Origin of the sequence: Amycolatopsis sp. NBC_00348, from assembly GCF_036114655.1 — a bacterium.
Lineage (GTDB): Bacteria > Actinomycetota > Actinomycetes > Mycobacteriales > Pseudonocardiaceae > Amycolatopsis.
On sequence record NZ_CP107994.1, the window covers coordinates 2,099,636 to 2,126,525 of the forward strand.

Annotated in this window: 27 protein-coding genes; 10 read left to right on the plus strand and 17 right to left on the minus strand. The window is 72.7% G+C overall.

The features are described from left to right. Positions 1-14: 14 nt before the first annotated feature. Entirely contained in the window at positions 15-233 is a 219-nt protein-coding gene (locus OHS58_RS09385) for an MbtH family protein (protein WP_326950196.1), read from the minus strand. A 598-nt stretch (positions 234-831) separates the two neighbouring features. Between OHS58_RS09385 and metK the strand changes: the two genes are divergently transcribed. Both metK and OHS58_RS09395 read left to right on the plus strand, forming a co-directional pair. Beyond that, a complete protein-coding gene (gene metK, locus OHS58_RS09390; protein ID WP_326950195.1) occupies positions 832-2,034 on the plus strand; it encodes a methionine adenosyltransferase in 1,203 nt (400 codons plus the stop codon). A 2-nt stretch (positions 2,035-2,036) separates the two neighbouring features. Further along, positions 2,037-3,035 carry a carbohydrate kinase family protein gene (locus OHS58_RS09395; RefSeq protein WP_328647918.1) on the plus strand — a complete coding sequence of 333 codons (999 nt, stop codon included), beginning with the start codon at positions 2,037-2,039 and terminating at the stop codon, positions 3,033-3,035. A 256-nt stretch (positions 3,036-3,291) separates the two neighbouring features. Here the strand turns inward: OHS58_RS09395 and OHS58_RS09400 are convergent, their stop codons facing one another. Next, the gene (locus tag OHS58_RS09400) at positions 3,292-3,609 is read right to left on the minus strand and encodes a muconolactone Delta-isomerase family protein (protein ID WP_328647919.1); all 318 of its coding nucleotides are present in this window, start codon (positions 3,607-3,609) and stop codon (positions 3,292-3,294) included. 106 nt (positions 3,610-3,715) lie between these two features. Between OHS58_RS09400 and OHS58_RS09405 the strand changes: the two genes are divergently transcribed. Beyond that, positions 3,716-4,282 (plus strand): TetR family transcriptional regulator, encoded by a 567-nt coding sequence (locus OHS58_RS09405; protein ID WP_328647920.1) that lies wholly within the window; start codon positions 3,716-3,718, stop codon positions 4,280-4,282. Positions 4,283-4,379: 97 nt separating this feature from the next. Here OHS58_RS09405 and OHS58_RS09410 read toward each other — a convergent pair whose 3' ends face one another. After that, positions 4,380-5,408: a zinc-binding metallopeptidase family protein gene (locus OHS58_RS09410; RefSeq protein ID WP_328647921.1), complete on the minus strand. Its 1,029-nt coding sequence runs from the start codon at positions 5,406-5,408 to the stop codon at positions 4,380-4,382. 17 nt (positions 5,409-5,425) lie between these two features. Further along, positions 5,426-6,568: an AI-2E family transporter gene (locus OHS58_RS09415; protein WP_326950190.1), complete on the minus strand. Its 1,143-nt coding sequence runs from the start codon at positions 6,566-6,568 to the stop codon at positions 5,426-5,428. 522 nt (positions 6,569-7,090) lie between these two features. Here OHS58_RS09415 and OHS58_RS09420 point away from each other — a divergent pair. Both OHS58_RS09420 and OHS58_RS09425 read left to right on the plus strand, forming a co-directional pair. After that, positions 7,091-9,109: a catalase gene (locus OHS58_RS09420; RefSeq protein ID WP_442875557.1), complete on the plus strand. Its 2,019-nt coding sequence runs from the start codon at positions 7,091-7,093 to the stop codon at positions 9,107-9,109. 12 nt (positions 9,110-9,121) lie between these two features. Continuing rightward, a complete protein-coding gene (locus OHS58_RS09425; protein ID WP_328647923.1) occupies positions 9,122-9,520 on the plus strand; it encodes an ankyrin repeat domain-containing protein in 399 nt (132 codons plus the stop codon). A gap of 3 nt (positions 9,521-9,523) precedes the next feature. Here OHS58_RS09425 and OHS58_RS09430 read toward each other — a convergent pair whose 3' ends face one another. The 9 genes from OHS58_RS09430 to OHS58_RS09470 all read right to left on the minus strand — a co-directional run bounded on the left by OHS58_RS09430 (position 9,524) and on the right by OHS58_RS09470 (position 17,827). Then, on the minus strand, positions 9,524-10,714 hold the full coding sequence (locus OHS58_RS09430; protein ID WP_442875558.1) for a PP2C family protein-serine/threonine phosphatase: 1,191 nt from the start codon (positions 10,712-10,714) through the stop codon (positions 9,524-9,526). Positions 10,715-10,951: 237 nt separating this feature from the next. Further along, positions 10,952-11,383 carry a hypothetical protein gene (locus tag OHS58_RS09435; protein ID WP_371827536.1) on the minus strand — a complete coding sequence of 144 codons (432 nt, stop codon included), beginning with the start codon at positions 11,381-11,383 and terminating at the stop codon, positions 10,952-10,954. Further along, complete coding sequence (locus OHS58_RS09440; RefSeq protein WP_328647925.1) at positions 11,355-12,908, minus strand: FAD-dependent oxidoreductase; 1,554 nt, start codon at positions 12,906-12,908, stop codon at positions 11,355-11,357. The genes OHS58_RS09435 and OHS58_RS09440 overlap by 29 nt, the downstream gene beginning before the upstream one ends. After that, on the minus strand, positions 12,905-13,624 hold the full coding sequence (locus tag OHS58_RS09445) for a class I SAM-dependent methyltransferase (protein ID WP_326952836.1): 720 nt from the start codon (positions 13,622-13,624) through the stop codon (positions 12,905-12,907). Before OHS58_RS09445 ends, OHS58_RS09440 begins: the two co-directional genes overlap by 4 nt. After that, the gene (locus tag OHS58_RS09450; RefSeq protein ID WP_442792309.1) at positions 13,621-13,938 is read right to left on the minus strand and encodes a lycopene cyclase domain-containing protein; all 318 of its coding nucleotides are present in this window, start codon (positions 13,936-13,938) and stop codon (positions 13,621-13,623) included. The genes OHS58_RS09445 and OHS58_RS09450 overlap by 4 nt, the downstream gene beginning before the upstream one ends. Next, the gene (locus OHS58_RS09455) at positions 13,938-14,285 is read right to left on the minus strand and encodes a lycopene cyclase domain-containing protein (RefSeq protein WP_247052368.1); all 348 of its coding nucleotides are present in this window, start codon (positions 14,283-14,285) and stop codon (positions 13,938-13,940) included. Before OHS58_RS09455 ends, OHS58_RS09450 begins: the two co-directional genes overlap by 1 nt. A gap of 1 nt (position 14,286) precedes the next feature. Continuing rightward, positions 14,287-15,234, minus strand: coding sequence for a phytoene/squalene synthase family protein (locus tag OHS58_RS09460; RefSeq protein WP_326950183.1), 948 nt, complete (start codon positions 15,232-15,234; stop codon positions 14,287-14,289). After that, on the minus strand, positions 15,231-16,745 hold the full coding sequence (gene crtI, locus OHS58_RS09465; RefSeq protein ID WP_328647926.1) for a phytoene desaturase family protein: 1,515 nt from the start codon (positions 16,743-16,745) through the stop codon (positions 15,231-15,233). Before crtI ends, OHS58_RS09460 begins: the two co-directional genes overlap by 4 nt. After that, complete coding sequence (locus OHS58_RS09470; protein ID WP_328647927.1) at positions 16,742-17,827, minus strand: polyprenyl synthetase family protein; 1,086 nt, start codon at positions 17,825-17,827, stop codon at positions 16,742-16,744. Before OHS58_RS09470 ends, crtI begins: the two co-directional genes overlap by 4 nt. 155 nt (positions 17,828-17,982) lie before the next feature. Between OHS58_RS09470 and OHS58_RS09475 the strand changes: the two genes are divergently transcribed. After that, on the plus strand, positions 17,983-19,032 hold the full coding sequence (locus OHS58_RS09475; protein ID WP_442875526.1) for a DUF5914 domain-containing protein: 1,050 nt from the start codon (positions 17,983-17,985) through the stop codon (positions 19,030-19,032). Here the strand turns inward: OHS58_RS09475 and OHS58_RS09480 are convergent. Next, the gene (locus OHS58_RS09480) at positions 18,981-19,208 is read right to left on the minus strand and encodes a hypothetical protein (RefSeq protein ID WP_328647929.1); all 228 of its coding nucleotides are present in this window, start codon (positions 19,206-19,208) and stop codon (positions 18,981-18,983) included. The two genes, OHS58_RS09475 and OHS58_RS09480, sit on opposite strands and share 52 nt — an antisense overlap. Positions 19,209-19,229: 21 nt before the next feature. On the opposite strand from OHS58_RS09480, the gene OHS58_RS09485 reads away from it, so the two are divergent. Then, positions 19,230-20,099 carry a helix-turn-helix domain-containing protein gene (locus OHS58_RS09485; protein WP_328647930.1) on the plus strand — a complete coding sequence of 290 codons (870 nt, stop codon included), beginning with the start codon at positions 19,230-19,232 and terminating at the stop codon, positions 20,097-20,099. Between the two features lie 73 nt (positions 20,100-20,172). Next, on the plus strand, positions 20,173-21,117 hold the full coding sequence (locus tag OHS58_RS09490) for an NADP-dependent oxidoreductase (protein WP_328647931.1): 945 nt from the start codon (positions 20,173-20,175) through the stop codon (positions 21,115-21,117). Here the strand turns inward: OHS58_RS09490 and OHS58_RS09495 are convergent. Continuing rightward, positions 21,107-21,727 (minus strand): TetR/AcrR family transcriptional regulator, encoded by a 621-nt coding sequence (locus OHS58_RS09495; protein WP_328647932.1) that lies wholly within the window; start codon positions 21,725-21,727, stop codon positions 21,107-21,109. The two genes, OHS58_RS09490 and OHS58_RS09495, sit on opposite strands and share 11 nt — an antisense overlap. 83 nt (positions 21,728-21,810) lie before the next feature. Here OHS58_RS09495 and OHS58_RS09500 point away from each other — a divergent pair, with 83 nt between their 5' ends. Continuing rightward, positions 21,811-22,749 carry an alpha/beta fold hydrolase gene (locus tag OHS58_RS09500; RefSeq protein WP_328647933.1) on the plus strand — a complete coding sequence of 313 codons (939 nt, stop codon included), beginning with the start codon at positions 21,811-21,813 and terminating at the stop codon, positions 22,747-22,749. A gap of 75 nt (positions 22,750-22,824) precedes the next feature. Here the strand turns inward: OHS58_RS09500 and OHS58_RS09505 are convergent, their stop codons facing one another. After that, positions 22,825-24,078 (minus strand): carboxylesterase/lipase family protein, encoded by a 1,254-nt coding sequence (locus OHS58_RS09505; protein WP_328647934.1) that lies wholly within the window; start codon positions 24,076-24,078, stop codon positions 22,825-22,827. Further along, positions 24,065-24,850 carry an MBL fold metallo-hydrolase gene (locus tag OHS58_RS09510; RefSeq protein ID WP_328647935.1) on the minus strand — a complete coding sequence of 262 codons (786 nt, stop codon included), beginning with the start codon at positions 24,848-24,850 and terminating at the stop codon, positions 24,065-24,067. Before OHS58_RS09510 ends, OHS58_RS09505 begins: the two co-directional genes overlap by 14 nt. A gap of 68 nt (positions 24,851-24,918) precedes the next feature. Between OHS58_RS09510 and OHS58_RS09515 the strand changes: the two genes are divergently transcribed. After that, a complete protein-coding gene (locus OHS58_RS09515; RefSeq protein WP_328647936.1) occupies positions 24,919-26,871 on the plus strand; it encodes a helix-turn-helix transcriptional regulator in 1,953 nt (650 codons plus the stop codon). The last annotated feature ends 19 nt before the right edge of the window (positions 26,872-26,890 follow it).

The following is a 26,890-nucleotide window of genomic DNA, read 5'->3' on the forward strand; positions in this document are numbered from 1 at the left end:
TCGCACGCTGTCCTTCACTGGTGGGTGGCCGGAGCGGCTTGGTCCACGGTCCGGCGCAGGCTCAGCGGCCGCATGTCGGTCCAGACCTCGCCGATGTGGGCCAGGCAGTCCGCCTGGGAACCGTGGACGCCGGCACCGCGCCAGCCGGCCGGCAGGTCGCGGCCGGCGGGCCAGATCGAGTACTGCTCCTCGTCGTTGAGCACGACCACATAGGACTGGATGTCGCCGTCCAAGGGGTTCCTCCGATTCGGCGGGGTACGGTTTGACCGCTGCGGGGAGAACTGCCATCCCCAGCGCGTTCCACTCCGCCAGCATGAGCCGAATCGGTTACCGAAAATAGAGTATGGCAGTTACTCTAGTGCTCAGGGGTGCGCCAGTACGTCGGTTCAGGCCGTCGCTCGCGCGCAATGTGATGTCAGTTCTCGACGGCGAAGATCCGGATACCCCGCGATTCTTCCTCGTCGTTTCACCCGGGCACGGCCGGCCCGGTGACCCTCGTCGAACAGGCACGGACCGGCTGTCGTCGTCCGAATGACGCAATTTCTCCTTCGGTGGCAGTGATGTGCATCACCGTTCCCGAGGTGCGTCTAGGCGAAATGGCGGCGTCGATGCGGCCGAAAGCTGCGTGGGCGCGGACGCGATTGACCGCCGATCCCTCTCGCGTTTACCGTGTGGCTCCGGCCCCTTTCGCGTGCCGGATCAATCGGCGAGCCGGCGCTCGTTTCCGCGCTCGTGCCGCGTGTGTCCATTGTGTACTTCCGAGCCGCCGGCAGCGAGTCCGGGGCCGCGCTCCACGACGACCTGCCCACCCGAGCACGCTGGAGACCTGCCATGCCGCAACGGCTGTTCACGTCCGAGTCGGTCACCGAAGGCCACCCGGACAAGATGTGCGACGCGATCAGCGATGCCGTCCTCGACAGTCTCCTGACCGAGGACCCGCGCTCCCGCGTGGCCGTCGAAACCCTCGTCACCACCGGCCAGGTGCACGTGGTGGGCGAGGTCACCACCGAGGCCTACGCCGACATCCCGGCCCTCGTCCGCGACGTGATCCTCGAGATCGGCTACGACTCCTCGGCCAAGGGGTTCGACGGGAACTCCTGCGGCGTCAACGTCGCGATCGGCGCGCAGTCGCCCGACATCGCCCAGGGCGTCGACACCGCGTACGAGTCGCGGGCCGGGACCGGGTCCTCGGCCGAGGACGAGATCGGCCGCCAGGGCGCCGGCGACCAGGGCCTGATGTTCGGCTACGCCTGCTCGGACACCCCCGAGCTGATGCCGCTGCCGATCGCGCTGGCCCACCGGCTCGCCCGCCGGCTGACCGACGTCCGCAAGTCCGGGCTCATGCCCTACCTGCGCCCCGACGGCAAGACCCAGGTCACCATCGGGTACGCGGGGGACCGGCCGCTCACCCTGGACACCGTTGTCGTCTCCGCCCAGCACGCCGAAGGCATCGATCCGGACCGGATGCTGGCCGCGGACGTCCGCGAGCACGTCATCGGCCCGGTGACGGCGAACCTCGGCCTCGACGACGCCGGCCTGCGGGTGCTGGTCAACCCCACGGGACGGTTCGTCGTCGGGGGCCCGATGGGTGACGCCGGCCTGACCGGCCGCAAGATCATCGTCGACACCTACGGCGGCTTCGCCCGCCACGGTGGCGGCGCGTTCTCCGGGAAGGACCCGTCCAAGGTCGACCGCTCCGCGGCGTACGCCATGCGGTGGGTGGCCAAGAACGCCGTCGCCGCCGGCCTCGCCACCCGGATGGAGGTGCAGGTCGCCTACGCCATCGGCAAAGCCGCGCCGGTGGGGCTGTTCGTCGAGACGTTCGGCACCGAGACGGTCGACCCGGCGAAGATCCAGCAGACCATCGCGGAGGTGTTCGACCTGCGTCCCGCGGCGATCATCCGCGAGCTGGACCTGCTGCGGCCGCTGTACGCCCAGACCGCCGCCTACGGCCACTTCGGCCGTCCGGACCTCGACCTGCCCTGGGAACGCACGGACCGCGTCGAGGACCTGCGCCGGGCGACGGGACTGTGACCATGCGCATCGCCGTGACCGGCTCGATCGCCACCGACCACCTGATGGTGTTCCCCGGCCGGTTCACCGACCAGCTCGTCCCGGACCGGCTCGACCGGGTGTCCCTGTCGTTCCTGGTCGACGATCTGCGCATCCACCGTGGCGGCGTCGCCGCGAACATCGCCTTCGGCCTCGCCCAGCTGGACCTGACCCCGATCCTGGTGGGCGCGGTCGGTCCCGACTTCGCCGACTACCGCGCCTGGCTGGAGAGCCACGGCGTCGACACCACCTCCGTGCACGTGTCGGCGACCCGGCACACGGCGCGGTTCCTCTGCACCACCGACGAGTCCCAGAACCAGATCGCCTCGTTCTACGCCGGGGCGATGAGCGAGGCCCGCGACATCGATCTCGCCGGCGTCGCCGCCCACCACGGTGGCCTCGACCTGGTCCTGATCGCCCCCAACGACCCCGACGCGATGCTCCGGCACACCCGCGACTGCCGCACGCGCGGCTACCGCTTCGCGGCCGACCCGTCCCAGCAGCTGGCCCGCCTGACCGGTCCGCAGATCCGCGACCTCGTCGACGGCGCCGAACTGCTGTTCACCAACGAGTACGAACACGACCTGCTGTTGTCGGCCACCGGCTGGACCCGCGACGACGTTCTCCGCCGGGTCGGCCGCTGGATCACCACGCTCGGCGAAAACGGCGCCCGGATCGAGTCGGGAACGGAGCCGCTCCAGGCGATCCCCGCCGTACCGGCCGACACCGTCGTCGACCCGACGGGCGTCGGCGACGCCTTCCGGGCCGGGTTCCTGGCCGGGCTGAGCCGGCAGACCGGGCTCGCACAGGCAGCCCGGATCGGTGCGGCGCTGGCCAGTTTCGCCCTGGAAGCGGCGGGAGGACAGGAGTACGTGTTCGTCCCCGAGGAATTCCTCGCCCGGCTGCGCACGACGTACGGCACCGCCGCGGCCACCGACATCGAGCAGCGGCTTCTCGCCGGAGCGGTGCGCTCCCGACCCTGATTCGGCGCCGGCGGTGACACCTGCCTTGATCCGAGGGTGCCAGGGGCGGCTGTCACCGCCAGGTGAAGGGTCGTCCTTGAGCTTGCCGTCGATCATCGGCTGAGCCGGTGCGCGCGCTCACCCCGCGCACCGGCACCGCGTACAGAGGTCGCGGCCGACGGCTGCGTACGACGATTTGCCTTGCGGTGAAGGGGTTTCGTCGACACCTGTCCTATCGGGATGTGTAGCCGAGCGCGACCCGTGGGGGACGAGGTGGTTACGCGGTGGTGGCTCGCGCCCGGTGGGCGATCTCCGCGGCGTCCGGGGGTGTGGTCGGGTAGACGTCGGCGTCGAAGAACCGGGCGAACGGCAAGGTTGCCAGCGTTTCCGCGACTTGCTTCTCGTCGTCGGCGATGACCTCGACGAACGTGGCCCGCCGGGCGGGGGAGACGTAGTGGGCGCCGATCCGGCCGGCCGAGCGCAGCAGTTCGAGCTGTTTCTCTTCGTCGTTCCGGATTGCGGCGAATTCCGCGAGGTCCGTGTCGTCGCGCAGGACGCCGACCACCATGAACGTCTGAGCCGAGGTGGGTGACATGGTCTCCTCCAAAGTGATGTCAGCTGATGACATGACTCTAGCACGGTGATGTCATCAGGTGACATCGATGCGCGAACCGGGACGCGGCGGTATTACGCTGGGCGGCATGGGACGATGGGAGCCGGGGGCCAGTGGCCGGTTGCGTGAGGCCGCGCTGGCGCTGTACCTCGAACGTGGCTTCGAGCAGACCATGGTGGCCGACATCGCCGAACGGGCCGGCGTGACGGCCCGCACCTTCTTCCGCTACTTCGCCGACAAGCGCGAAGTCCTCTTCGACGCCGCGGCCGAGCTGGAGGAGAAGGCGCTGGCCGCACTGGAGGCGGCACCTGCCACGACGTCGCCGCTGGATCTCGTCGTGGCCGCGCTGGAAACCACGGCCGACGTCATCGGTTACGACCGCGAGCTCGTCCGGAAGCGGCACGCGGTGATCATGGCGAACGCCGAACTCCAGGAGCGGGAGCTGATCAAGCTCGCCGGCATGTCAGCTGCGCTCGCCGACGGGCTTCGCCGCCGGGGCGTCGGCGACACCGAGGCCGGCCTGGCCGCCGAAACCGGCGCGGCGGTGTACCGGGTCGCCTTCCAGCGCTGGGTCGACGCCGCGGAAGACCTGGACCTCCGCGACGCCCTTCGCCAGACGTTCACCCAGCTGCGATCCCTGACGGCGCCCCGGTAAGCCACCGTGCTCACGGCGCCCGTAAACCGGTCGGGCGACACCTGGTGACCATGGCCGGCGCCGCCGTGGTTACCAGGTCGTTCCGCACGCTGCGGGCTCAGCGCGCGGAGGCCGCCGGGTCCTGACCGCGCGTGGGTGTCCGGTTCGCGGTGACGATCGCGCCGGCGAACCGGAGCTTCGCCTGCACCGCCGGCGAGAGCGCGAACGGGTAGAGGTCGTCCTTGCCCATGCTGCGGTTGAGCTGGTTGAGCGCGCGCGACAGCGGGATCCAGGTCGCGATCAGCTCGTCGACGTCGTCGGTCCGGTCTTCGGGGACGGCGTCGACCTGGCTGCCGGGATGGGGCGCGATCGGCGTGCCGGCGACGAGCACGCCGAGTGCCGCGGCGGTCTGCACGGTGTCGCGGATGTGCAGGAGGTGGGCGAAGGTTTCGGCCCAGTCCTCCCACGGGTGCGCGGCCGCGTAGTGGCTGACGTGGTCCTCCGCCCAGCCGGTCCCGGGAGCAGTTCCGTAGTGCTTCGCCAGGGCCTGCTGGTAGTCGGCCCGCTCGTCGCCGAACAGGTTCCGGAACGCGGCGGGCGCGTCGGCGATGAGCAGGTCCCAGTACCAGTGGCCGATCTCGTGCCGGAAGTGGCCGAGGAGGGTGCGGTAGGGCTCGGCCAGCCGCGCGCGCAGGCCTTCGCGGAACCCGTCGTCGCCTTCGGCGAGGTCGATGGTGATCACGCCGCCGGCGTGCCCGGTGGTGACCGGTTGATCGGTACTGGAAAGCAGGTCGAACGCCAGGCCGTGCCGGGGATCGACACTCCGCGGTGTCACGGGCAGGCCGAGGTCGTCGAGCTGGTAGACCAGCCGTCGCTTGGCGGCTTCGGCGGCGCGGAAGGCGTCGAGGGCGTCGACGTCTTCGTCGGCGGGGCGGGTCCGGGTCAGCTCGCAGCAGCCGCACAGGGGACCGCCCTCGGCGAACCAGTTGCAGCCGGCGAGTTCGGTGTTGGCGCAGCGATCGCGTCCGGTCGTGCGGAGCATCGACGCGCTCGCGCGGTCGAAGCCGACGTCGGTACCGCACACCACGCAGGCCGAGTTCTCGAAGAACAGCAGGTTCGCGCAGTGTGGGCAGGTGAACGTGCGCACGCGGGAGGTCCTTCCGGTCAGGTGCGGTCGAGCCGCGGGTAGAGGACTTCCCGGACGAGGAGCAGGAGCGCCGCCGCGACCGGGATCGCGACGAGGGCGCCGACGACGCCGAGCAGCGCCCCACCGAGGATAACGGCGACGACCGTGATGAGCGCGGGCACCTTGACGGCGCCGCCGATGATCCGCGGCACCAGGACGTAGTCCTCGACGAGCCGGTAGCCGATGAAGAAGCCGATCGTGCCCAGGCAGACGGGCAGGGACACGGTGAGCGCGACCAGGCTGACGAGCACGCCGCCGACGACCGACCCGACGACCGGGATGAGGTCGAGGATCGCGACGGCGATCGCCAGCAGGGCGGCGTAGGGGACGCCGAAGATCAGCAGCCAGACCAGCGTCAGCACCCCGGCGATGACCGAGATGGCCAGGTTGCCGAGGACGTAGCCGCCGACCTTGGTGAAGATCTCGTCGCCGATCAGGATGGCCCGCGGCCGCCGGGAGTGCGGGATCAGCCGGTAGCCGCCGGCGCGGATGCGGGGGAGGTCGACGAGGAAGTAGACGGTGAGCACGACCAGCAGCAGCACGTTGGTCAGCGCGCTGAACACGGCTTGGCCGGCGCCGAGCAGCCCGCTGCCGATGCCCGGGCCGCTGACCAGGCTCTCCAGCTGCTGTTGCAGGTGGAAGCGTTCGTTGAGCTGGCCGAGGGCGGTGTTGTGGTTCTGGGCGTCGTGGAGGTAACCGGGCGCCTTGGTGACGAACTGCGTGGCTTGCTCGACCAGGACGGGGATCGCGGCGGTGAGGAACCCGCCGATGGCGAGCAGGCCGACGACGAAGACGGTGGTGACGGCGAGCCAGCGGGGGAAGCGGTGCCGGGTCAGCCAGGCGACGGCGGGTTCGAGGCCGATGGCGAGGAACAGGGCGAGCCCGATGAGGACGAGGACGTCCTGGAGCCCGGCGATGATCTGCACGAGCGCGTAGATCACGGCGACACCGGCGGCGCCGGCCATGCCGATCAGGAACGGGGACCGGCGGTTGAGCGGTTCCCCGGTCGCTCCCAGCGGCTGAGCCGTGGTGCTGAGCTCGGCCGCGGCGGCTTCCGCGTCGGCGAAGGAACCCCCGTCGTGCGGGGCCTCGTCGGGAAGGCGGTCTTCGGGTTCGGGCATGCGTCGGACTCCCTGCGCTCACTGGAGTTCGCCTGGTTACCCACTGCGGCGGTCGTTACTCGGCCATCGGCGAGAGGGTTCGCTGCGGCGGGGACGGGTAGTCGGCACTTGATCACGCCAGGCCGGGTGGTTACCCCACCTGCGACGAGATAACCGCGGCACGGGGACATCGGACGGTCCCTTTTGGACTCGGCCGGCTCGGGGCAGGTCATTCGGCACTTGATCGGGTCATCGCCGCTTATCCGGCGGATTCGCGGGTACTTGGTCCCTCAGCTTTCCACCACGAGGAGGACGCAAGTGGCCCGCAAGACCCCCGGCAAGCTCGTCAAGACCGCACTCGAGAAGGCGGTCGAGAAGGTCACCGAGCTGACGAACCCCCCGATTCCCGGTACACCCGGCAGTGGAACGCCGTCCCTCGAAGAACCGATCGACCCGCGTGAGCCGCTGCCGCCCAAGCCGGACCAGGACGCGCCTGAGACCGTGACCCCGACGGGCGCGCCGACCGGCGCCCCGAAAACGTCGATGGCGCAGCAGGGCGAGTACCTCACCACGACGGCCGGCGCCCGGCTGGCCGACACCGACCACTCCCTGAAGGCGGGCGAGCGCGGCCCGACGCTGCTGCAGGATCACCACCTGCGCGAGAAGGTCATGCACTTCGACCACGAGCGCATCCCGGAGCGGGTCGTGCACGCGCGCGGTTACGGCGCGCACGGGGTGTTCGTCGGCTACGGCACGGCCTCGCACGTCTGCCAGGCCGGCTTCCTGGGCGACGGCGTCGAGACGCCGGTGTTCGTGCGGTTCTCCACGGTCGTCGGCTCGCGCGGATCGGCCGACGCCGTGCGCGACACCCGCGGGTTCGCGACGAAGTTCTACACCCAGGAAGGCAACTTCGACCTGGTCGGCAACAACATCCCGGTCTTCTTCATCCAGGACGGGATCAAGTTCCCCGACATCATCCACGCGGCCAAACCGCACCCGGACCGGGAGATCCCGCAGGCGCAGAGCGCGCACGACTCGTTCTGGGACTTCGTCTCGACCCACACCGAGGCCACCCACCACGTGCTGTGGCAGATGTCCGACCGCGCGATTCCCCGGTCCTACCGGACGATGGAGGGCTTCGGGGTCCACACCTTCCGGCTCGTCAACGCCGACGGGGAGTCCGCGCTCGCGAAGTTCCACTGGAAGCCGAAGCTGGGCGTGCACTCCCTGGTCTGGGAGGAGGCGCAGCTGCTCAACGGCGTCGACCCGGACTTCCACCGCCGCGACCTCGCCGACGCCATCGAGTCCGGCGCGTACCCGCAGTGGGAGCTGGGCGTGCAGATCTTCCCGGACACCCCGAGGCAGACGTTCGAGGGCATCGACCTGCTGGACCCGACGAAGCTGGTGCCGGAGGAGCTCGCCCCGGTGCAGCCGGTGGGGATGCTGACGCTCAACCGCAACACGACGAACTTCTTCGCCGAGACCGAGCAGGCCGCGTTCCACGTCGGGAACCTGGTGCCCGGCATCGACGTCACCGACGACCCGCTGCTGCACGCGCGGCTGTTCTCCTACCTGGACACCCAGCTGACCAGGCTGGCGGGGCCGAACTTCAACCAGATCCCCGTCAACCGCCCGCACGTGCCGGTCAACGACATGACGCGCGACGGCTTCCACCAGCAGGCGATCCACGGTGGGGTCGCCCCGTACAAGCCGAACTCCCTCGACGGCGGTAACCCGTTCGAGGCCGGCGCCGCGGCCAAGCCGTTCATCGAGGTCGCCCAGCCGCTGCCGAAGGCGGCGAAGGTCCGGCAGTCGCCGGTGTCGTTCGCCGACCACTACACGCAGGCGAGGCTGTTCTGGCTGAGCCTGACGCCGATCGAGAAGCAGCACGTCGTGCTGGCGTTCACCTTCGAGCTCGGCAAGTGCTACGAGCAGGCGATCAAGGAACGCGAACTGCTCGTGCTGGCCAATGTGGACCGTGAGCTGTGCCAGAAGGTGGCGCTGGGTCTCGGTCTGCCCGCCCCGACCACCGGCGGACGGCCAAAGAAGGTCACGCCGAGCCCCGCGCTGTCCCAGCTCGGCGGGACGTGGCCGACCGACGGGCGCATCATCGGGATCGTGGTCGACCCCACCGACCTCGACGGGGTGCGCACGGTCCGCGAGACCATCCTCGCCGAAGGCATGGTGCCGTTGCTGATCGCGCCCACCGGCGGACCGCTCGACGCCGACAGCGGCCTGGTCGCCCAGCGCACCCTCCTCACCGCGCGTTCGGTCGAATTCGACGCCCTGCTGCTCGCGGGGAGCCCGCCGCCCGGTGCGGACGCGCTGCCCGCCGGGGACGACGCCGTCGATCCCCGTGTCGTCCTGATCGTCCAGGAGTGCTTCCGCCACGCGAAGGCGATCGGGGCCTGGGGCAGCGGCCAAGCCGCACTCGAGGCCGCCGGCTGCGCCACCGGAGCGGGGATCGTCCTGGACGACGACCCGGCGACGGTGCTGGCGAAGACGACGAAACTGCTCGGAGCCCACCGCGTGTGGGAGCGGTTCCCCGCGTCGATCTCCTGAGAAAGGCCGGTCGTGACCGAAGCACTCACCGATGAGGAACTCGACTACCTCCGCTCGCTGTTCGACCTCGCCCGCACCGGCGACACCGGACGGCTGGCGGCGGCGATCGAGGCCGGGATACCGGTGAACCTCACCAACGAGGCCGGCGACTCCCTGCTCGTGCTGGCCGCGTACCACGACCACCCGGACACGGTGCGTGCGCTGCTCGACGCGGGTGCCGACACGGCACGGGTCAACGACCGGGGTCAGACCGCGCTCGGAGCGGCGGTGTTCCGCCGCTCCGAGCGCAGCGTCACCCGCTTGCTGGCGGCGGGCGCCGATCCTGCCCTCGGCCCGCGGTCCGCGCTCGACATCGCCCGCTTCTTCGACCTGCCGGAGATGCTGGCCCTGCTCGTCCCGCACCCCGGGTAGCGGTCAGCGCTGGAGGTCGGCCGCGGGTCGGTGGATGGCCAGGAGCACGGTGTCGTCGGCGTAGATGACGACGTCGTGCATCCGGGCGACGACCTCGCGCGGCAGGACCGTCGCCGGGCGGCCGGCGTGCGTGCGGGCGATCTCCAGCAGGCGGGCTTGGCCTTCGTCGATGTCTTTGCGGGATTCGACGAGCCCGTCGGTGTAGAGCAGCAGCGTGGCCCCCGGCGCCAGGTTCAGGTCGACGAGGCGCGGGCTGCCGGGGTCGGGGAAGCCGACGCCGCGGCCGACGACCGGGGGGTTGAGGAACCGCGTGTCGCCTGTGGTGTCGAGGAGGACGGGTTCGGGGTGGCCGCCGTTGGCGAGCTGGGTGTCGCCGGTGGCGGGGTCGATCCGGGCCAGCAGCACGGTCGCCATGAGGGTGGGGGCGATCGGGGCGAGGGTGTGGGAGGCGTGGGCGATGAGGTCCCGGAAGGGGTGGCCTTCGAGGGCGAGAGTGCGGATGGCGTGGGTGACGGTGAGGGCGTCCCTGGTCGAGGTGACGCCGTGGCCGACGGCGTCGACCAGGGTGACGTGCAGGTGGCCGTCGGGGAGGACGAACCAGTCGTAGAGGTCGCCGCCGGTGGGGGAGTCCGGTTCGGTCGGGGAGTAGCAGACGCCCAGCTCCAGCCCAGGGACGGCGGGTGGTGGGGGCCGGAGGGCGTCTTCCAGTTCTTGGAAGATCCGGGCGTGGGCGTGGCGGAGCTGTTCGTCGCGTTGTTCCAGCTCGACGTACATGGCGAGCACGCCGCTGTTGGTTTCGGCCAGCTCGTGCCTGAGCGCGCGTTCTTCCCGGGCGAGCGTGTCCGCGCGGGTGGTCAGCGCGAGCATCTCCTGCCGGGTCGCCAGTTCGTCGTCCGCCGGCGCCGGGACCGGGCGATCACCGGCGATCAGGCGCCAGGTGACGCGTTCGCCGTCCGTCACGGCGGCCGGTTGGGGCAAGTCGTCGAGACGCCGCTGCGGCAGCGGCTCCGGCAGCCGGACGCCGATGGTGAGCACGCCATCGGCCACCACGGTTTCGAGGCCGACCGTTCCGCCGGTGCCGAGGACGGGTTCGGCGAGGAGGGTGACCGCCAGGACCAGCCGGGCCCGGTCTTCGACGGGGATCCCGGCTTCCGCACACGCGGCGCGGACACGATGGCGCAGTGACGCGACGATTCCGGCCTGGGCCAGGCCGGGTACGGCAGGTGTCCCGTCCGGAGCTGGTTTCGTGCGAGACACGGTCACACCCTCCACTTTGGCATCCCGCCGCCGAACCGGCAGAACGGTCCGGACCACGTTTGCAGGCCGGCTCCGCGGGTACCAGAACGCGGATGGTGGCTCGGCCGTGTTCGAGCTGAGGGCATCGTGGGCTCCCCGTCCGCTGCCGTCAGGGCCGGGCCACCGTCGGCTCGCTCACACCTCCGGCGGGGGAGTGCTCGGCGGGCCGGCTTCGTGACCGGGACGGCCACGGGTGCGTCGGGCGTCCTTCATCTGCTGTTCCTGCAGGTGACGGCGCCCTCCGGTGAACTCGGCCAGCAGTGAACGCTCCAGGTCGCGGCACGTCCGGTAGTAGCCGTCGTCGTAGTCCTCGACGACCTGGAACGTCCACCGATCGGGGAGCACGTTCAGCCCGATCAGCTCCTCGCGGATCCGCTCCGCCCACGCCGGGTGACCGGCCTTCTCGAGCCGCTCCACCGCGTCGCCGAAGAGGAGGTCGGCCCAGCCCGTCTGCTGGTGGAACGCGTAGAGGTGCCCTCGTGCGCGTTCGATCGTCTCGAGGGCCTCGGTCACCTTGCCCACGGCGTCGAGGGTGGCTTCATCGGGTACGGAGTTGTCGGCCATCATCGGGATTTCCCCGGAAGCCGTGGCCGGAAACCAGCCGTTCGAGCAAGGGGATCCGCCCGCGGTTCGGGACCGACCGCAGCGGGTGCCCCAGCAGGCCCCAGCCCCGCAGCAGGGTGTTCGCGGCGCTCCAGCCGGTGGTGGCCGCCCGTTCCATGAGCGCCACGGGCAGGTCGACGCGGATCGCGTCGCCCGCGAGGACCAGGCCGGGCTCGGGTGTTCCGACGGTGGGCCGGCGCGCGAAGCCGCCGACGGGGAACAGCGGGCAGTCCTGCCGGACGAGGGTGACTTCGCCGATCAGGCCGGCGTCGGCGGTCTCGGGGTAGATCCGGTGCAGGCGCTCGTCCATCTCCCGCGTGACGCGGCCGGTGTCGGCACCGGCCGCGTAGGCGTGCAGTTCGACGACGGAACCGCGGTGGCGCCGGGCCCACCGGCGCGCTTCGCCTTCGTACCGCTCGAGAACGCTGATGTTGTCCAGCGGCGGAAGGCCGCCCGTGCCGAGGAAAGCCGGGCGATCGGCCCGGACCGGCCGATCGAGCCAGAGCCGCCGCACGAGGAACGGTGGTGCCGTGCGCAGGTCTTCGACGGTGGCGCGCCACCCCGGGGTGCCCAGGTCCGGGGAGCCGGCGAGGACGTGCTGAAGCCCCGGCACGTCACAGGCCAGCACCACGGCGTCGTAGCCCTCGTCGCCGACGCGGAACCCGGCGGCCTCCCGCCGGATGCCGCTCACCGCGACGCCGGTGCGGATGTCGGCGCGCAGGCCGCTGAGGTAGCCGGCCAGGGGATCCCACAGGGCCTGGGGGAACGGCTCGGCGGGGACGTCGAACAGCAGACCTTCGGCGGAGCCGAGGAAGTAGAGGTGGAACATCGTCGCGAGCTCGGCGGCCGAAAGCTCGCCGGGGTCGGCGAAGAAGCTGCGGGAGAACACTTCGAAGGCCAGGTGCCGGGCGGCGGCGGGGAAGTTGATGGCCGTGAGGAACGTCGCGGCGTCGACGTGGTCGAGCTGCTCGTAGATCCGCGGCACGCTGACGGTGGCGAGGGGGAGCGCGCGCGGTCCGTTGAGGCGCACCAGGTCTCGCGCGGTGAAGGTGGGGCTGCGCAGAGCGAACGCGAGCGCGTTGAACGGCGGTGTCAGCGGCAGGCCGGCGAAGGTGTCGGTGCGGCCGTGCGGGTCGACGAGCGGGTAGTCCGGCACCTCGGTGAGCCGATCGAGGCCGGGGTCGGTGCGGGCGAGCAACGCGCGCAGGTTGTAGTACTGGCGGAAGAAGGCGTGGAACCCGCGGCTCATGGTCACCGCGGTGCCGTCCGGCAGGCGCTCGTCCCAGCCGCCGGCCCGGCCGCCGAGGTGCTGTTCGCGTTCGAACACGGTGACCTCGACGCCGCGCTCGGCGAGCCCGGTCGCCGCGGTGAGCCCGGCGATGCCACCGCCGACGACCGCGGCCCGGGGGCGCCGGCCGAGGAGGCCGGCGTCGGGGAGCCCGCCGTGGGCCGGGTACGTCTCCAGCCGGCGGTCGCGGCCCGGGATCACGCGCGGGTCCCCAGCACGGTGTGGACGATCCCGCGCTGCCAGCCCGTCATCGTGCCGGTGCGGACGTCGGTGAACCCGGCGTCGGCGAGGCGGGCGCAGAGCTCACCCACGCCGTCGAAGGCCAGCACGCTGCGGCGCAGGTGCCGGTACAGCGTGGCGTCGCCGGTCGCGAGCCGGCCCGCGGGGATCACGATCGCGCCGCACACCGCGTTCCAGACCCAGCGGGCGCGCCGGGAGTCCCGCACCGAGTACTCGTGCACCGCGATGCGGCCGCCCGGGCGCAGGAGGCCGTGCAGGGTCTTCAGCTGCGCGTCGGGATCGGCGAGGTTGCGCAGGAGGTACGCCGCGAAGACCGCGTCGAACGGGCCGTGGACCCCCGCCAGCTCCTCGACGGGGGTGTGGTGGAACTCGACCGTTTCCGGCCACGTCTTCGCACGCGCCTGGGCGAGCATCGCGGCGGAGGCGTCGATGGCGGTGACGCGCGCGTGCGGCGCGGCGGCGAGCAGCGCCGCGGTCGACGCGCCGGTGCCGCAGCCCGCGTCGAGCACGCGCGCCCCGGCGCCGCGGCCGGGCAGCCCGAGCCGCCGCGCGGAGATGCGCAGGTGGCGGTGGTAGCCCGGGTTGGCGCCGACGAGCCGGTCGTAGGCGGCGGCCCCGGCGTCGAACGCGGCGGGTACCTCGGCGCGGGGAAGACCGTTGCCCGGCAGCGGGTTCATGCAGTGTCCTTTCGGGACTTCCCGCGTTCCCACAGCAGCAGGACCGCGGTGACCATGGCGTAGCCGAAGAGGAAGTCTTCGACGGGGATGTCCCAGGGGAACCGCCAGCCGGTGATTTCACCGGGGGCGTACCGGACGATCGGTGCGGACAGCTTGGTGAGCCAGCCGTCGACCGGGACCTGGAAGGCGGTCACGATGGCCATCGTGACCCAGTAGGCGGGCCGCCGGAGCAGCCCGGTGCGCAGCACCAGCAGCTCCAGCACGACCACGGCGAGCACGGCGGCGACCGCGGGAACCGTGTAGCCCCACGGCATCAGCGGGACACCCGGTGCCGGTTGCGCAGGAGCCGGCCGAGCAGGCTTCCGGTCAGCTGCACCGCTTCGTAGGTCAGCAGCCCGCAGACCGGGACGACGACGAAGAACAGCACCTCTTCCAGCGGGATGCCCAGCGGGGCCCGGAGACCGGTGACGAAGGCCGGGTCGAAGTCCCACACGCCCGTGGCGATCGCGATCGCGTCCCAGACCAGGAACACCGCGGCGACCGGCAGCACCGCCCGCGCCAGCCGCCGCGGCCTGCGGTAGACCCGGGCCCCGGCCAGTTCCAGCGGCAGCGTCGCGACGACGCAGGCGCCGAGGACGAGCAGGTACTCCACCTTGCCCACCTCAGCCCACCGCCACCGGGTGCCGGTGCCGCGCCCACCGGGCTCGCACGAGCGCGTCGCAGGCGGCGAACAGGCGCTGGTGCCGCGGCACCCGGGCGCGTCCGGCGAAGACGTTGTACCCGGCGGCCTCGATGCGGTCGAGGATGCCGCCGTAGAGCGTGAACGCGGTCCACACGCAGGGCCGGGACGCCGGGTGCAGCATGCCGATGCCGGGCCGCGCATCGGCGTAGATCCGGCGGGTTCGCGCGACCTGGTCGGCGAGCGCCCGCCGGACCGGGGGATCGATCCGCCGGGTGGTGGCGCACCAGGCGAGGCGGTCGCGGTCGACGCCGGCCGCGGCGAGTTCGTCCGCCGGCAGGTACACGCGGCCCCGGTCGAGGTCCTCGGCGACGTCGCGCAGGAAGTTCGTCAGCTGGAACGCCTTGCCGAGCGCGGCGGCGTGCGGCGCCGCTTCCGCCGCGGCCACGACGGTGCCGAGGACGGGCAGCATCTGCAGGCCGATGACCTCGGCCGAACCGTGCACGTACTCGTCGAGGGCGGCCCGGGTCGGGTAGCCCGTGACGGTGAGGTCCATCCGCATGGAGGCGAAGAAGGCGCGGAAGTACGAGTCCGCGATGTCGTAGCGGGTCGCGGTGTCGATCACGGCGGTGTGCAGCGTGTCCTCGCTGCGCCCGGCGGCGAGGTCGGCGAGGAACTTCCGTTCGACGTCGTGCAGCGTGGCCGTGAGACCGTCCGGGGTGGCGCCGGGCTGCGGTTCGTCGACCAGGTCGTCGACGCGGCGGGCGAACCCGTAGAGCGCGTGGACGGCCGGTCGCTGGGCGGGGGAGAGCATGCGGGTGGCGAGGAAGTAGGTCCGGCCGTGCCGGGCGTTGATCTCGCGGCAGCGCCCGTAGGCGCGGCGGAGGTCCGGCTCGGTGATGCCGGCGGCGTCGAGTTCGCGGCGGGTCATCGGGCCGCCTCCGAGGCGAGATCGACGGTGCCGGTGGTGGCCCGCGGAGTCCCGGTGATCCGGTCGGCGGCCAGCCTGCCGGAGATCAGCACCGTGGGAACACCGACCCCCGGCACGGTCCCGCCGCCGGCGAGCACGACGTTTTCCGTTCCCGGGGGCAGGTTCCGCGGGCGGAACGGTCCGGTTTGGACGAACGAGTGCGCGTAGCTGAACGGCGTGCCGGCCACCATGTCGCGACGCCGCCAGTCGGCCGGGCTCAGGGTGTACGACATCTCGGGTGCGAAACCGGGCAGCAGGCGGGCGCGGACGTGGTCGAGGATCTCCTCGGCGTACGGGCCGGCGTCGCTGTCCCAGTCCCGCGGCAGCCGCCGGAGGTTCGGTACCGGGGCCAGGATCGAGAACAGCTGCCGCCCGGCCGGGGCGAGTGCGGGGTCGGTGGCGCTCGGGCGGGTGATCAGCAGAGACGGGTCGCTCATCGTGCGCCCGTCCGTGATCAGCTCGCGGAACGTCGACGTCCAGCCCGCACCGAAGGAGATCGTGTGGTGCCCGACCGGCCAGTCGCCGGGGCCACCGGCGTGCAGCACCACGGCCGACGGCGCGGCACGCAGCGGAACCGGCCGGCGCGGCACGCGGCCGAGCAGCTCGTAGCTCCGGTGGGGTTCGGTGGTCAGGACGAGCGCGTCGCAGCCGATCCGGTCCCCGTCGGCGGTGCGGACGCCGGTGATCCGGGCCCCCCGGCGCTCCAGCGACGTCACGGACACGCCGAACCGGAACTCCACCCCGGCGTCGGCGGCGGCGTTCGCCATCGCCCGGGGCACGGCGGCCATGCCGCCCTCGGGGAAGTACACGCCACCCACGGTGTCCATGTAGGAGATGACCGCGTACAGCGCGAGCGCCCGCATCGGCGACTCTCCCGCGTAGAGCGCCTGGAAGGTGAAGACCCGCTTGAGGCGTTCGTCGCGCAGGAAGGAGCCGATCCGGGAGTCCAGCCGCCGGAACCCGCCCATGGCCACCAGCCGCGCGAGGTCGGGGGAGAGCAGGCCGAGTGGCGAGTCGGTGTTGCCGGCGACGAACCGGTCGAACTCCGTGCGGTACAACCGGGTCAGCCAGCTCCGCAACCTGAGGTACCCCGCCGCCTCCGCCGGCCCGGCGAAAGCCCGGACGGCCTCGGTCATCCGGTCCGCGTCGGAGTGCACGGGCAGGACCGAGCCGTCGGCGAACCGCGCGGTGTAGGCCGGGTCGAGCCGGGTCAGCCGCACGTGTGCGGTCAGGTCGGCGCCCACCGCCGCGAAGGTGTCGGCGAGGATCGACGGCATGGTCAGCACCGTCGGCCCCGTGTCGAGGTGGTAGCCGTCGCGGACCACGCGCCCGGCGCGCCCGCCCGGGCCGGGATCGCGTTCGACCACGACGACCGAGCGTCCCCGCCCGGCGAGGTGCAGGGCCGCGGACAACCCGGCCAGCCCGGCGCCGACGACCACGATCCGGTCGGTGCGGCCGGTCACCGTCCTCATCGGACCCGCTCGGTGCAGCGGACCGCCAGCGCGGTCAGCGCGGCGGCCGGCCGGTCCGGCAGGCCGGCGAGGTCGATCGCTTCGAGTGCGCGGTGGACCCGGTCGTCGATGAGCTTCTCCAGCTGGTCACGCGCGCCGGTGGCGGTGATCAGGTGCTGCCAGCGTGCGACGGCGGCCGGGTCGACGGCGTCGGCGGCGAGCAGGTCGTCCAGTTCCCGGCGCTGCCGGTCGCCGGCCAGTTCCGCGGCGAGCACGACGACGCTGGACGCCTTGCGCTCGCGCAGGTCGTCGCCCGCGGGCTTGCCGGTGACGGCCGGGTCGCCGAAGGCGCCCAGCAGGTCGTCGCGGAACTGGAAGGCCTCGCCGATCAGCTCACCGTAGGTGCCGAGAACGTCGATGACGCCGGTGTCGCAGCCGGCCAGGGCGGCGCCGAACTCGAGCGGGCGGCGGACGGTGTAGTTGCCGGACTTGCGGCGGATCACGTCGAGCACGTCGGACCACGACGGCAGGGTGCGGGCGTCGTTGATCAGGTCGCCGAGCTGGCCCACGGCCAGCTCCGACCGCAGGTGGTCGTGCACCGGCCAGCCGCGGGCCAGCACGTCGGCCCCCAAGCCGCTCTCCCGCAGCATCTGTTCGGACCAGACGAGGAACAGGTCACCGGCCAGGATCGCCGCCGATTCGCCGAACCGCGCGGCGGAACCGCCGAGACCGGCGGATTCGTGCCACCGAGCGAAGGACACGTGCAGCGCGGGCCGGCCGCGCCGCCGCGCCGAGCCGTCCATGACGTCGTCTTGAGCCAACGCGAAGCAGTGCAGCAGTTCGAGGCTCGCCACGGCGCGCAGTGCGGCGTCGTTCTCGCCTTCTCCGCAGCGCCAGCCGGCGTAGGCGAACAGGGGCCGGAGGAACTTGCCGCCCGCCACGAACTCCGGCAACGCGGTGACGGCCGGCGTCTCGGCGGCCCAGCCGGTGAAGTGTTCCCCGGCCCTTTCGGTGACGAAGCGGCGGACGTCGGCCGCGCAGCGGTGGCGCAGGGTGTCCAGCCAAACCGCGGGCGCGGTGGCGGTGTGGGGGATCACGGTCATCCGGGTTCCTTCTTCCGCCGGGCGCAGCAGCTGCGTGATCGATGTCGGCACTGCCACCGTCCACAGGGGTTCTCGCTGGCTTTACCCTGACAGGGAGCGGATAAACCCGCGACTCGTGGCGAAGCGCGCGAATCGCCGGCGCGTTTGCGGGATCGATGCGCGTCGGTCACGATGGCCTGGTGAGCGTCACCCAGCGAATCATCCGGCGGTGGCCGAGCCGGTGGCCAGTCCAACCCTTCCGTGAACCACCTTGGGCGCGACAGGAACCGACCTACCGCGACTGCCCGCCCGCGGTGATCGAGGCGGCGGGCAAGCGCGCGTCCGCGCGGCCGTCCGGCAACTGGTTCGTCGTGGGGGCGAGCCGATCGGTGCGGACCGACCGGCCCTTCGGCGTGACGATCGCCGGGCGGGAACTCGTCGCGTGGCGCAAGGAGGACGGCAGCGTCCGCATCGGGCCCGGCGCCTGCCCGCACCTGGGCGCGCCGCTGGCCGAGGCCCGCGTCGACCGGGGTGGGCTGGTCTGCCGGTGGCACGGTCTCCGGCTCGACGGCGATCGCCGCGGCGCCTGGGCGTCCGTCCCGGCGCACGACGACGGAGTGCTCGTGTGGGCCCGGCTCGACTCGGCCGGGCGCGAACAGCCGTCCGACCGGCCGGTGGTCCCCATCCGCCCGGGTGGTGCCGCCGGCATCGACGCCGTCGCCACGGTCACCGGGATCTGCGAGCCCGAGGACGTCGTGGCCAACCGGCTCGACCCCTGGCACGGCGCGTGGTTCCACCCCTACTCGTTCACCCGTCTGCGCGTGCTGGAGGCGCCCCAGGGCACCGACGTCCCCGATGACGAGGACCGGTTCCTGGTCGAAGTCACCTTCCGCCTCGCCGGGCACTGGGGGGTCCCGGTGCTCGCGGAGTTCACCTGCCCCGAGCCGCGGACGGTCGTGATGCGCATCGTGGCGGGCGAAGGCACCGGGAGCGTCGTCGAGACCCACGCGACACCCCTCGGCCCCGGGCTCGACGGCCGTCCGCGAACGGCGGTGATCGAGGCGACGATCGCCGCGTCCGAGCGCCCCGGTTTCGCCGTGGCCACGAAACTGGCCCCGGCGATCCGCCCGCTCATGCGCCACACGGCGAAACGGCTGTGGCGTGACGACCTCGCCTACGCCGAGCGCCGGTACGCACTGCGCGCCGCGGGCGAACGACCGAGCTGACCGACGCGCAGCCCTCTCGCACTCAGTTCTTGTGAAACCTGGACGACGCCGTCGGTCATGCGGTGGCTGCCCGTCGGCGAGTCGCCGAGGCGGGCCGGCAGCCGGAACTGCACGCAGCCGAGGTCGCTGGCCTCGCGCAGCTGCTGCTCGACCGCGTGCCGGAGCAGGCTGGTCACCCGCTGGTGCAGACTTGGGCCATGTCCCTGTCCGATCTGGGCGCCGCGGTCCGCTGGTTGCGCGAACACACCGAGCCCGCGGCCGCCGGGCTGCCGGTCGGCGGACTGCGGACCACCGGGCGGCGGGTCCGCGGGCTGCGCCGGGAGGAGCTGGCCGAGCTGGCCGGGGTGTCCGCGGACTACATCCGGCGGTTGGAGCAGGGCAGGCGTCGCCCGTCGGCCGGCGTGGTGACCGCCATCGCCCGCGCGCTGCGGGTCGGCCGGGCGGACTACGAGCGGCTCTGCGCACTCGCCGGGTACGCCGCGGTCGACGGCCAGGTGCCGCGCGAAGCCGGGGCGGCGGCGTTGCGGCTCCTGGAGCGGTTCGCCGGCACCCCCGCGTTCCTGACCGACGCGGCGTGGAACGTCGTCGCCGTCAACGGTGCGTGGATGGCGCTCGGCGGCGGGGCGGCGGCCGGGTCCGCCCGGGACTGGAACGTCGCGTGGCGCACGTTCTGCGACGCGCGCGGGGAGATCGCTCGCGCCGAGGAGCACCAGGCCGGTTTCCGGGCCGTGCTCGCCGCCCGGCTGCGTGACACGTACCTGCGTTACCCGGCCGACGCGGCGCTCGCCGAGCTGGTCGACGAGCTGCGGAGCACCAGCCGTCCGTTCGACACCCTGTGGCGCACGCCGAAGACCGTGTCCGCCTACGAGAACCGGGCGGTGTTCCGGCACCCGGACGGCGGCGGCATCACGCTCGACGGCGCCCTGCTCGAGGTGCCCGGCGACGGCCTGATGGCGGTGGTCCTCACCGCGGCACCGGGTTCGGCCGACGCGGCCCGGCTCGACGAGGTCGTCCGCACCTCGGGCGGGCCGGCCGTGGTCAAGGTGGGCCAAACCGGCCCAGGCTGACCGGTCCCGTTGCCACGATCCTGAGGTCCGTGTGGATCAAGGCACACCGGACCCAGCAAAGGTGAGAACTCCGATGAAGGCAGTGCGTTTCCACGAGTACGGCGCCCCCGACGTCCTGCGCTACGAAGACGCGGAGCAGCCGGTTCCCGAAGCCGGGCAGGTCCGGATCCGGGTCGCCGCGACGTCGTTCAACTCCGTCGACGGCAACATCCGCGGCGGCTTCATGCAGGGCCCCATCCCGGTTGAGCTGCCCCACACGCCTGGCATCGACGTCGCCGGCACGGTCGACGCGCTGGGCGAGGGCGTGACCGGAGTCCAGGCCGGCGCCGAGGTCGTCGGGTTCCTGCCGATGGACGGCGACGGCGCCGCCGCGGAGTACGTCCTCGCGCCGGCCGGGGTCCTCACGCCCGCACCGAAGGGCGTCCCGCTCGCCGACGCGGCCGCGCTGCCGCTGGTGGGGCTGACCGCGTGGCAGGCGCTGTTCGACCACGGCGAGCTGAAGTCCGGGCAGCGCGTGCTGATCAACGGCGCCGGTGGCGCGGTCGGGGGTTACGCCGTGCAGCTGGCCAAGGGTGCCGGAGCGCACGTCATCGCCACGGCGAGCCCGCGCAGCGGCGACGCGGTCAAGGCGGCCGGCGCCGACGAGGTCGTCGACCACACCACCACCGGGGTGACCGCGGCGGTGACCGAGCCGGTCGACGTCGTGCTCAACCTCGCACCGGTCGACCCGGCGGAGCTGGCCGCGCTCGTCACGCTGGTCAAGCCGGGCGGGGTCGTGGTGAACACGACGGTGTGGATGCCCGCTCCCGCCGACGAGGAACGCGGCGTGCGTGGCATCGACCTGTTCGTCCGCAGCGACGCCGGGCAGCTGGCGAAGCTGGTGGCGCTGGTCGACCGCGGCGAGCTGCGTGTCGAGGTCGCCGAGCGGGTGCCGCTGTCCGAGCTGCCGGCGCTGCACGCACGGGCCGCCGAGGGCGCGGTGCACGGCAAGGTCGTCGTCATCCCGGCTACCGCCTGACATCCTCCCCTGATCCGGAACGGCCGGGACCGGCCCCTGCTCTCCCGGGGAGACGAGCGGCGCCCGCGGCAACCGTCGCCAGGTCTTCGCTCGAGAAGCCGGCACGGCTCAGCACCGCCAGGGATTTGTTCGTCGCGAGCGCGCACAACGCCAGCTCCGCCGCCTCCTGCTCGTCGGCCCCCGCCGCGAGCATCGCCTGCTCCAGCATCGCCCGCAAGCCGTCGATCATGGCGCGGACCATCGCCTGGCTCTCCGCGTCGAGGGCCGGGAACTGCGCTGCCGACATCGTGATCAGGCAGCCGTCCGGGACCGCCGGGTCGGCGATGCGGTTCAGGGTGACCTGCAGGTAGGCGGCCACGACGGCGCTCGGGCTCGGGTGGGGGCCGGCCAGGGCCCGGCCGTACAGCGGGTGGTAGGTCTGCGCGTAGCGCTCGAGGCCCTTCCGGAAGAGGGTGCTCTTGTCGCCGAAGGTGCTGTAGAGGGAACTTCGGCCCAGGCCCGTGCCTTCGGTCAGGCGGTCGATCGACGCCTCCGAATAGCCCCAGCGCCAGAAGACGTGCATCGCGCGTCGCAACGCCTCGTCCACGTCGAACTGCTTGCGGCCCGCCATGTTCGTCAGCCTACACATCTTGCACTGATCGGTTCAAGATGCGTATGGTCACCGGCATGACAAGTTGCACCGATCGTTCCAAGATGAGCCCGGCCGCCGGCACGACACACTTGAACTCGCTGCGGCTGCCCGAGGGGTTCACCGACGTCTTCACCAGCCGGCTCGTGGAGCTGGACGGGTTGCGGCTGCACGCGGTCACCGGCGGGGACGGCCCGCCGCTGCTGCTGGTCGGCGGCTGGCCCCAGACCTGGTACGCCTGGCGGGAAGTGATGCCCGCGCTCGCCCGCGAGCACACCGTCGTCGCCGTCGACTCGCGCGGGGCCGGGCTCTCCGGCAAGCCCGACGACGGTTACGACACCGGCACGCTGGCCGCCGATCTGGTCGCGCTGATGGCCGCGCTCGGGCACGACCGGTTCGACGTGGTCGGCCACGACGTCGGCATGTGGACCGGATACGCCCTCGCCGCCGATCACCCCGAGCGGGTGGGCCGGCTCACCGTCGTCGACGCGATCATCCCCGGCCTCTCGCCGGCCCCGCCGGTCTTCGGCACGGCCGCGGCCAACCAGCGGCTCTGGCACTTCGGCTTCAACCGGCTCACCGACCTCAACGAGGAACTGGTCCGGGGACGGGAGCCGCTCTTCTTCGGCCACCAGTTCGCCACGAAGGGCGCCACCCCGGCCACGATCCCCGCCTACGCGGTCGACGTCTACGTCGACGCGATCGTCGCGGATCCGCGCGGCCTGTGGGCGAGTTTCGGGTACTACCGGGCGTTGGACGAGACGATCGCGCAGAACGAGCAGCGCAAGAAGACCCGGCTGACAACGCCGGTGCTGGCCATCGGCGGCGCCCAGTACTGCGGCGCACTGGTAGCCGACACGATGCGACTGGCGGCCGACGACGTCACCGAGGTGGTCATCGACGATTGCGGACATTACGTCGCCGAGGAACAGCCGGCACGATTCACCGAGATCCTGGAGAACTTCCTCGCCGGCAAACCGAAAGCGGTCGCGTCGCACGGCTGACGCGACCAGGGGCAACCGGCGGATTCGCCGCTTCTGAGCGGGCGGGGCGGGTTGTGAGGTGGCCGTGGCCCAGGGTCAGTACCGGGTCGCCGGCCGGCCCGGCTCGTGCGCGGCGATCGAGAACCGCTTGGTTGCCGCGCGCGGTGCCCATCCGGGATCGCCGGTCGTGGCGAACGCGACCCACGCGTCATGGAGGGGACCGGGCCCGAACACGAACGGCAGCTCGGCGCAGTGCGGTGCCCCGCCGTCGCGGCCGAACCGGTAAGTCCACACCCGCCCCCGGTGCGCCCCGGCCAGCTGCGTGGAGCCGGTCTCGAACTGCTCGGTCACCAGGGCCGACCACTGGTCGGCCGGGCGCGCGAAGCGGGCCCGGTAGCTCGCGGCCAGCCGCTCCGGTTCCGGGTGCCGCCGGCTCGCGGCCGCGAGGACGTCGGCGTCGGTGACCGGCTCGAAGACGTACAGGTCGGCCTCGTTCTCGTTGGTGCCGAGGACAAAATCGACCGGCGCGAGTTCCAGGGCGCCGTCCACCACCGGCTTGAACGGGCTGACCCCGAGTGAGCGGTCGTACCGCGTGTCGACGCGCAGCTCGGCCCCGGCCCGGACCAGGTCGGCGTCACCGATCCCGGCGAACGCGCGTGCCGTCGGGGCCACGTCCAGTTTCGCCGCCAGCGCCGCGGTCACCCGCTCGGCCTGGGCCGGGCTGAACACGTGCGCTCCGCCGCTTTGGGAGATCGCGCGGTGCACCAGGCCGTCCGCTTCGGGCGTGGCCAGCAGCGCGGCGATCAGCATCGCGCCCGCGGACTGGCCGAACAGCGTGACGTTGCCCGGATCGCCGCCGAACCCCGCGATGTGCGCCCGGACCCAGCGCAGCGCCGCCAGGACGTCGAGGAGCCCGCGGTTGCGGGGCGCGCCGGGCAGGTCGAGCCAGCCGACGGCGCCCAGGCGGTAGTTGAGCGTCACGAGCACGACGCCGTCGCGGGCGAAGGTCGTGCCGTCGTACATCGGGGCGTGGCCGGATCCGCTGAGGAACCCGCCGCCGTGCACGAACACCATGACCGGGAGGTCCCGGGCGGGGGAGTCCGGGGTCCACACGTTCACGGTCAGGTAGTCGGGCCCCGGCTCCCAGCCGGGGCCGAGGATCGCCGCGAGGTCCGTGCCGGGGAACGACCGCGTCTCCTGTGGCGCGGTCGGCCCCGGCGTGGTGGCGTCCCGGAAACCCGGCGGCGGCAGCTGCGGCGGGCCGAAGCGGTCCTCGAGCGTCGCGTACGGGATGCCCTGGTAGATCCACACGCCGTTCTCGTGGCGGCCCAGCAGCTCAGGCGAACGCAAAGCCCGCTCCTTCCTGGACGACGGGACCGCCCTCGAAGTGCGCGGGCAGCACCAGTGCGCCGTGGTCGGCGGCCCAGCCGAGGACGCGCCGGCGCGCCGAGCGAGCCTCGGTCGCGTCGAGGCAGAACATGCTGTTGCTGTCCGGTTCCAGTGCCTGGGCCGGGTTGTGCAGCAAATCGCCGACGAACACGGCGTCCTCGCGCAGCTTGAGCACGCTGGAGCCCGGGGTGTGCCCGGGAGCCGGTTCGAGCACCAGGTCGTCGGCGATGCGGTGGCCGTCGCGCCAGAGCACGGCCTGCCCCGCGTCGATCACCGGCTGGATGCTGTCGGCGAGCACCGGATCGCCGCGGAAGTGCTCGTAGTCGGCCGCGGGGAACAGGTAGGTCGCGCGCGGGAACGTCGGAACCCACTCGCCGCCGGCCAAGGTGGTGTTCCAGCCCACGTGGTCGGCGTGCAGGTGGGTGTTGACGACGACGTCGACGTCACCGGCTTCGACGCCCGCTTCGGCCAGCCGGGCTGGGAAGCCGGTGTCGAGCCGGTGGAAAGCGGGTATCCCCGGCCGGTCCTTGCCGTCGCCGATGCCCGTGTCGACCAGCACGACCAAGCCGTTCACGCGGACGACCCAGGTGTGGGTGCGGCTGACGAGCCGGCCGCCGGCCGGGTCCCACAGGTGCGGGCGGGTGTCCCAGAAGGACTGTGGCAGGTCGGCGAACATCGCGGTGGGCGGCCGGGTCGGCCACTCCTTCTCCGGCACTCGGGTGATTTCGGGCATGCCTCGATCGTGGCCCGGCGCGGCGCTCGCCGAATCCGTCACCTGACTGCATCGGGTACGTTCGCCGGGTGAGCCTCGTCACCGGAGGGCAGGCCCTGATCCTGATCGGCGGCCCGGGAACCGGCAAGACCGCCCGCCTGGACGACGCCGCGGCCGAGGCCGGCGGCCTGGTCCTGCGGGCGTCCGGGCACCGCCTCGAGACCGACATCCCGTTCGCCGGCCTGCACCAGCTGCTGAGGTCCGTGCTGGACCGCGCCGACGTCCTCCCCGCGCGGCAGCGGGCCGCGCTGGGCGTGCTCACCGGCGACGGCGGCCCCGACCGGCTGTTGCTGGGCATCGCCGTGCTGACCCTGCTTTCCGAGCTCGGGCCGGTGCTGCTGGTGGTCGACGACCTGCAGTGGCTCGACCCGGATTCGCTGCGGGTGCTCACGTTCGTGGCGCGCCGCCTGGACGGCGAACCCGTCGCCCTGCTCGGCGCGAGCCACCAGGCGCACTTCGGCCTGCCGCGCCTCGAAGTCGGGCCGCCGGCGGACGTGGCCGTCGCGGTGCCCGAGCTGACGGCGGCGGAGCTGGACGAGCAGGCCGGGCAGGCCGTCCGGCGCGGGGCGTACGGCACGGCGGCGCGGCTGCTGGACCGCGCCGGTGGTGATCGGCGGTTGCTGCGCGCGGCCGAGCTGGCGATCCTCGGTGGCTACCCGGGACAGGGCCTGGAGCTGCTCGGCCGTGTCGAGGATCCCGCGTTGAACGGCGAGACCGCCCTCCGGCGAGGCCAGGCCTTGGCTCTCACCCCGCGCCGTGACGCCGCGCTGCGGCACCTGCTCGACGCGGCCGCGAACCTTCCCGAGCCGCTGGCCGGGGAAGCGATGGACAGCGCCGCCGTCGTCGCCTACTACACGGGCCGTCGCGAGGGCGTCGTCGCCCGTTCGCTGTGGGCACGGACGCTGACGGACCCGGCGTCGGCCGCCGGGCTCCCCGACCCGCCGTCCCGGCCGGACCAGCTGATCGCCCACGCCACGATGGCCTGGCTGCTGGACGAGACTTCGCTTGCCGTGGCGGGCTTCGAGCGGGCCGCTGACCTCGCCGAGCTGCCGGACGTCCTGCGCTGCGCGGCGGGCTGGGCGTACCTGGAGTCCGGGCGGTGGGCGCCGGCCCGGCTGGTCGCGGCCGCTTCGGCCCGGAGCGCGGCCGACGGCGACCTGCCGCACACCGCCGCGGCGGCCCAGACCCTCGACGCCACGGTCCTCGCGCTGCAGGGCGACGTCGTCCAGGCCCGGGAACTCGCCACCGCCGCGCTGGCCGCCGTCACCCCGGACGCGAGCGCGTCGGTGATCGCGCGCGGCCGGTGGGCGCTGGGCCTGGCCGCCACCGCCGAGGGCGACTTCGAGACGGCGTACGACCAGCTCCGCATGCTGTTCGACGCGGACGGCCGGCCGGTGCACTACCATGTGACGCCGCTGGCCATCGCCGATCTCGCGGCCGCCGCGGCGCGCACCGGCCACCCGGTGGCGCACCTCGTCGACCGGGTCACCCCGGCGACGCGACGGCAGCGCAACCTGGTGGCTCGCGCCCGCGCGCTGGCCGCGCCGGACGAGGCCGAGGACCTGTTCCGGACGGCGCTCGCGGACTCCGGGCCGTGGCCGTTCGAGCAGGCCGCGACCCAGCTGGACTACGGCGAGTGGCTGCGCAGACGCGGCCGACGTGCCGACGCCCGGCTGCCGCTGCGATCGGCACTGGAGACGTTCCGCCGGCTCGGGTCCCGGCCGTGGGCCGAACGCACGGTCGCCGAGCTGCGCGCGGCCGGCGTCCGGGCGGAGCCCGCCGGGCCGACGGCGCTGCTCGAACTGACGCCGCAGCAGCAGGTGATCGTCGAGCTGGCGGCGAAAGGCTTGAGCAACAAGGAGATCGGCGAGCGGCTGTTCCTCTCCGCGCGCACAGTCGGGTCGCACTTGTACCGTGTCTTCCCGAAACTCGGCGTCACTTCGCGGGCCCAGTTGCGGGAGCGGCTGGCAGCGGACACCTGACGCGCCGAGGTATTCGGAA

What these genes read in the sequence shown, in the direction of transcription:
- OHS58_RS09415 (WP_326950190.1), bottom strand. Translation starts at nt 6,568, where the DNA reads ATGCCCGAACCCGAAGACCGCCTTCCCGACGAGGCCCCGCACGACGGG.
- OHS58_RS09445 (WP_326952836.1), bottom strand. Translation starts at nt 13,624, where the DNA reads ATGAACCCGCTGCCGGGCAACGGTCTTCCCCGCGCCGAGGTACCCGCC.
- OHS58_RS09470 (WP_328647927.1), bottom strand. Translation starts at nt 17,827, where the DNA reads ATGACCGTGATCCCCCACACCGCCACCGCGCCCGCGGTTTGGCTGGAC.
- OHS58_RS09500 (WP_328647933.1), top strand. Translation starts at nt 21,811, where the DNA reads ATGAGCCCGGCCGCCGGCACGACACACTTGAACTCGCTGCGGCTGCCC.
- OHS58_RS09435 (WP_371827536.1), bottom strand. Translation starts at nt 11,383, where the DNA reads ATGATGGCCGACAACTCCGTACCCGATGAAGCCACCCTCGACGCCGTG.
- crtI (WP_328647926.1), bottom strand. Translation starts at nt 16,745, where the DNA reads ATGAGGACGGTGACCGGCCGCACCGACCGGATCGTGGTCGTCGGCGCC.
- OHS58_RS09400 (WP_328647919.1), bottom strand. Translation starts at nt 3,609, where the DNA reads ATGTCACCCACCTCGGCTCAGACGTTCATGGTGGTCGGCGTCCTGCGC.
- OHS58_RS09495 (WP_328647932.1), bottom strand. Translation starts at nt 21,727, where the DNA reads ATGGCGGGCCGCAAGCAGTTCGACGTGGACGAGGCGTTGCGACGCGCG.
- OHS58_RS09460 (WP_326950183.1), bottom strand. Translation starts at nt 15,234, where the DNA reads ATGACCCGCCGCGAACTCGACGCCGCCGGCATCACCGAGCCGGACCTC.
- OHS58_RS09475 (WP_442875526.1), top strand. Translation starts at nt 17,983, where the DNA reads ATGCGCGTCGGTCACGATGGCCTGGTGAGCGTCACCCAGCGAATCATC.
- OHS58_RS09405 (WP_328647920.1), top strand. Translation starts at nt 3,716, where the DNA reads ATGGGACGATGGGAGCCGGGGGCCAGTGGCCGGTTGCGTGAGGCCGCG.
- OHS58_RS09420 (WP_442875557.1), top strand. Translation starts at nt 7,091, where the DNA reads ATGGCGCAGCAGGGCGAGTACCTCACCACGACGGCCGGCGCCCGGCTG.
- OHS58_RS09395 (WP_328647918.1), top strand. Translation starts at nt 2,037, where the DNA reads ATGCGCATCGCCGTGACCGGCTCGATCGCCACCGACCACCTGATGGTG.
- metK (WP_326950195.1), top strand. Translation starts at nt 832, where the DNA reads ATGCCGCAACGGCTGTTCACGTCCGAGTCGGTCACCGAAGGCCACCCG.
- OHS58_RS09450 (WP_442792309.1), bottom strand. Translation starts at nt 13,938, where the DNA reads ATGCCGTGGGGCTACACGGTTCCCGCGGTCGCCGCCGTGCTCGCCGTG.
- OHS58_RS09490 (WP_328647931.1), top strand. Translation starts at nt 20,173, where the DNA reads ATGAAGGCAGTGCGTTTCCACGAGTACGGCGCCCCCGACGTCCTGCGC.
- OHS58_RS09510 (WP_328647935.1), bottom strand. Translation starts at nt 24,850, where the DNA reads ATGCCCGAAATCACCCGAGTGCCGGAGAAGGAGTGGCCGACCCGGCCG.
- OHS58_RS09485 (WP_328647930.1), top strand. Translation starts at nt 19,230, where the DNA reads ATGTCCCTGTCCGATCTGGGCGCCGCGGTCCGCTGGTTGCGCGAACAC.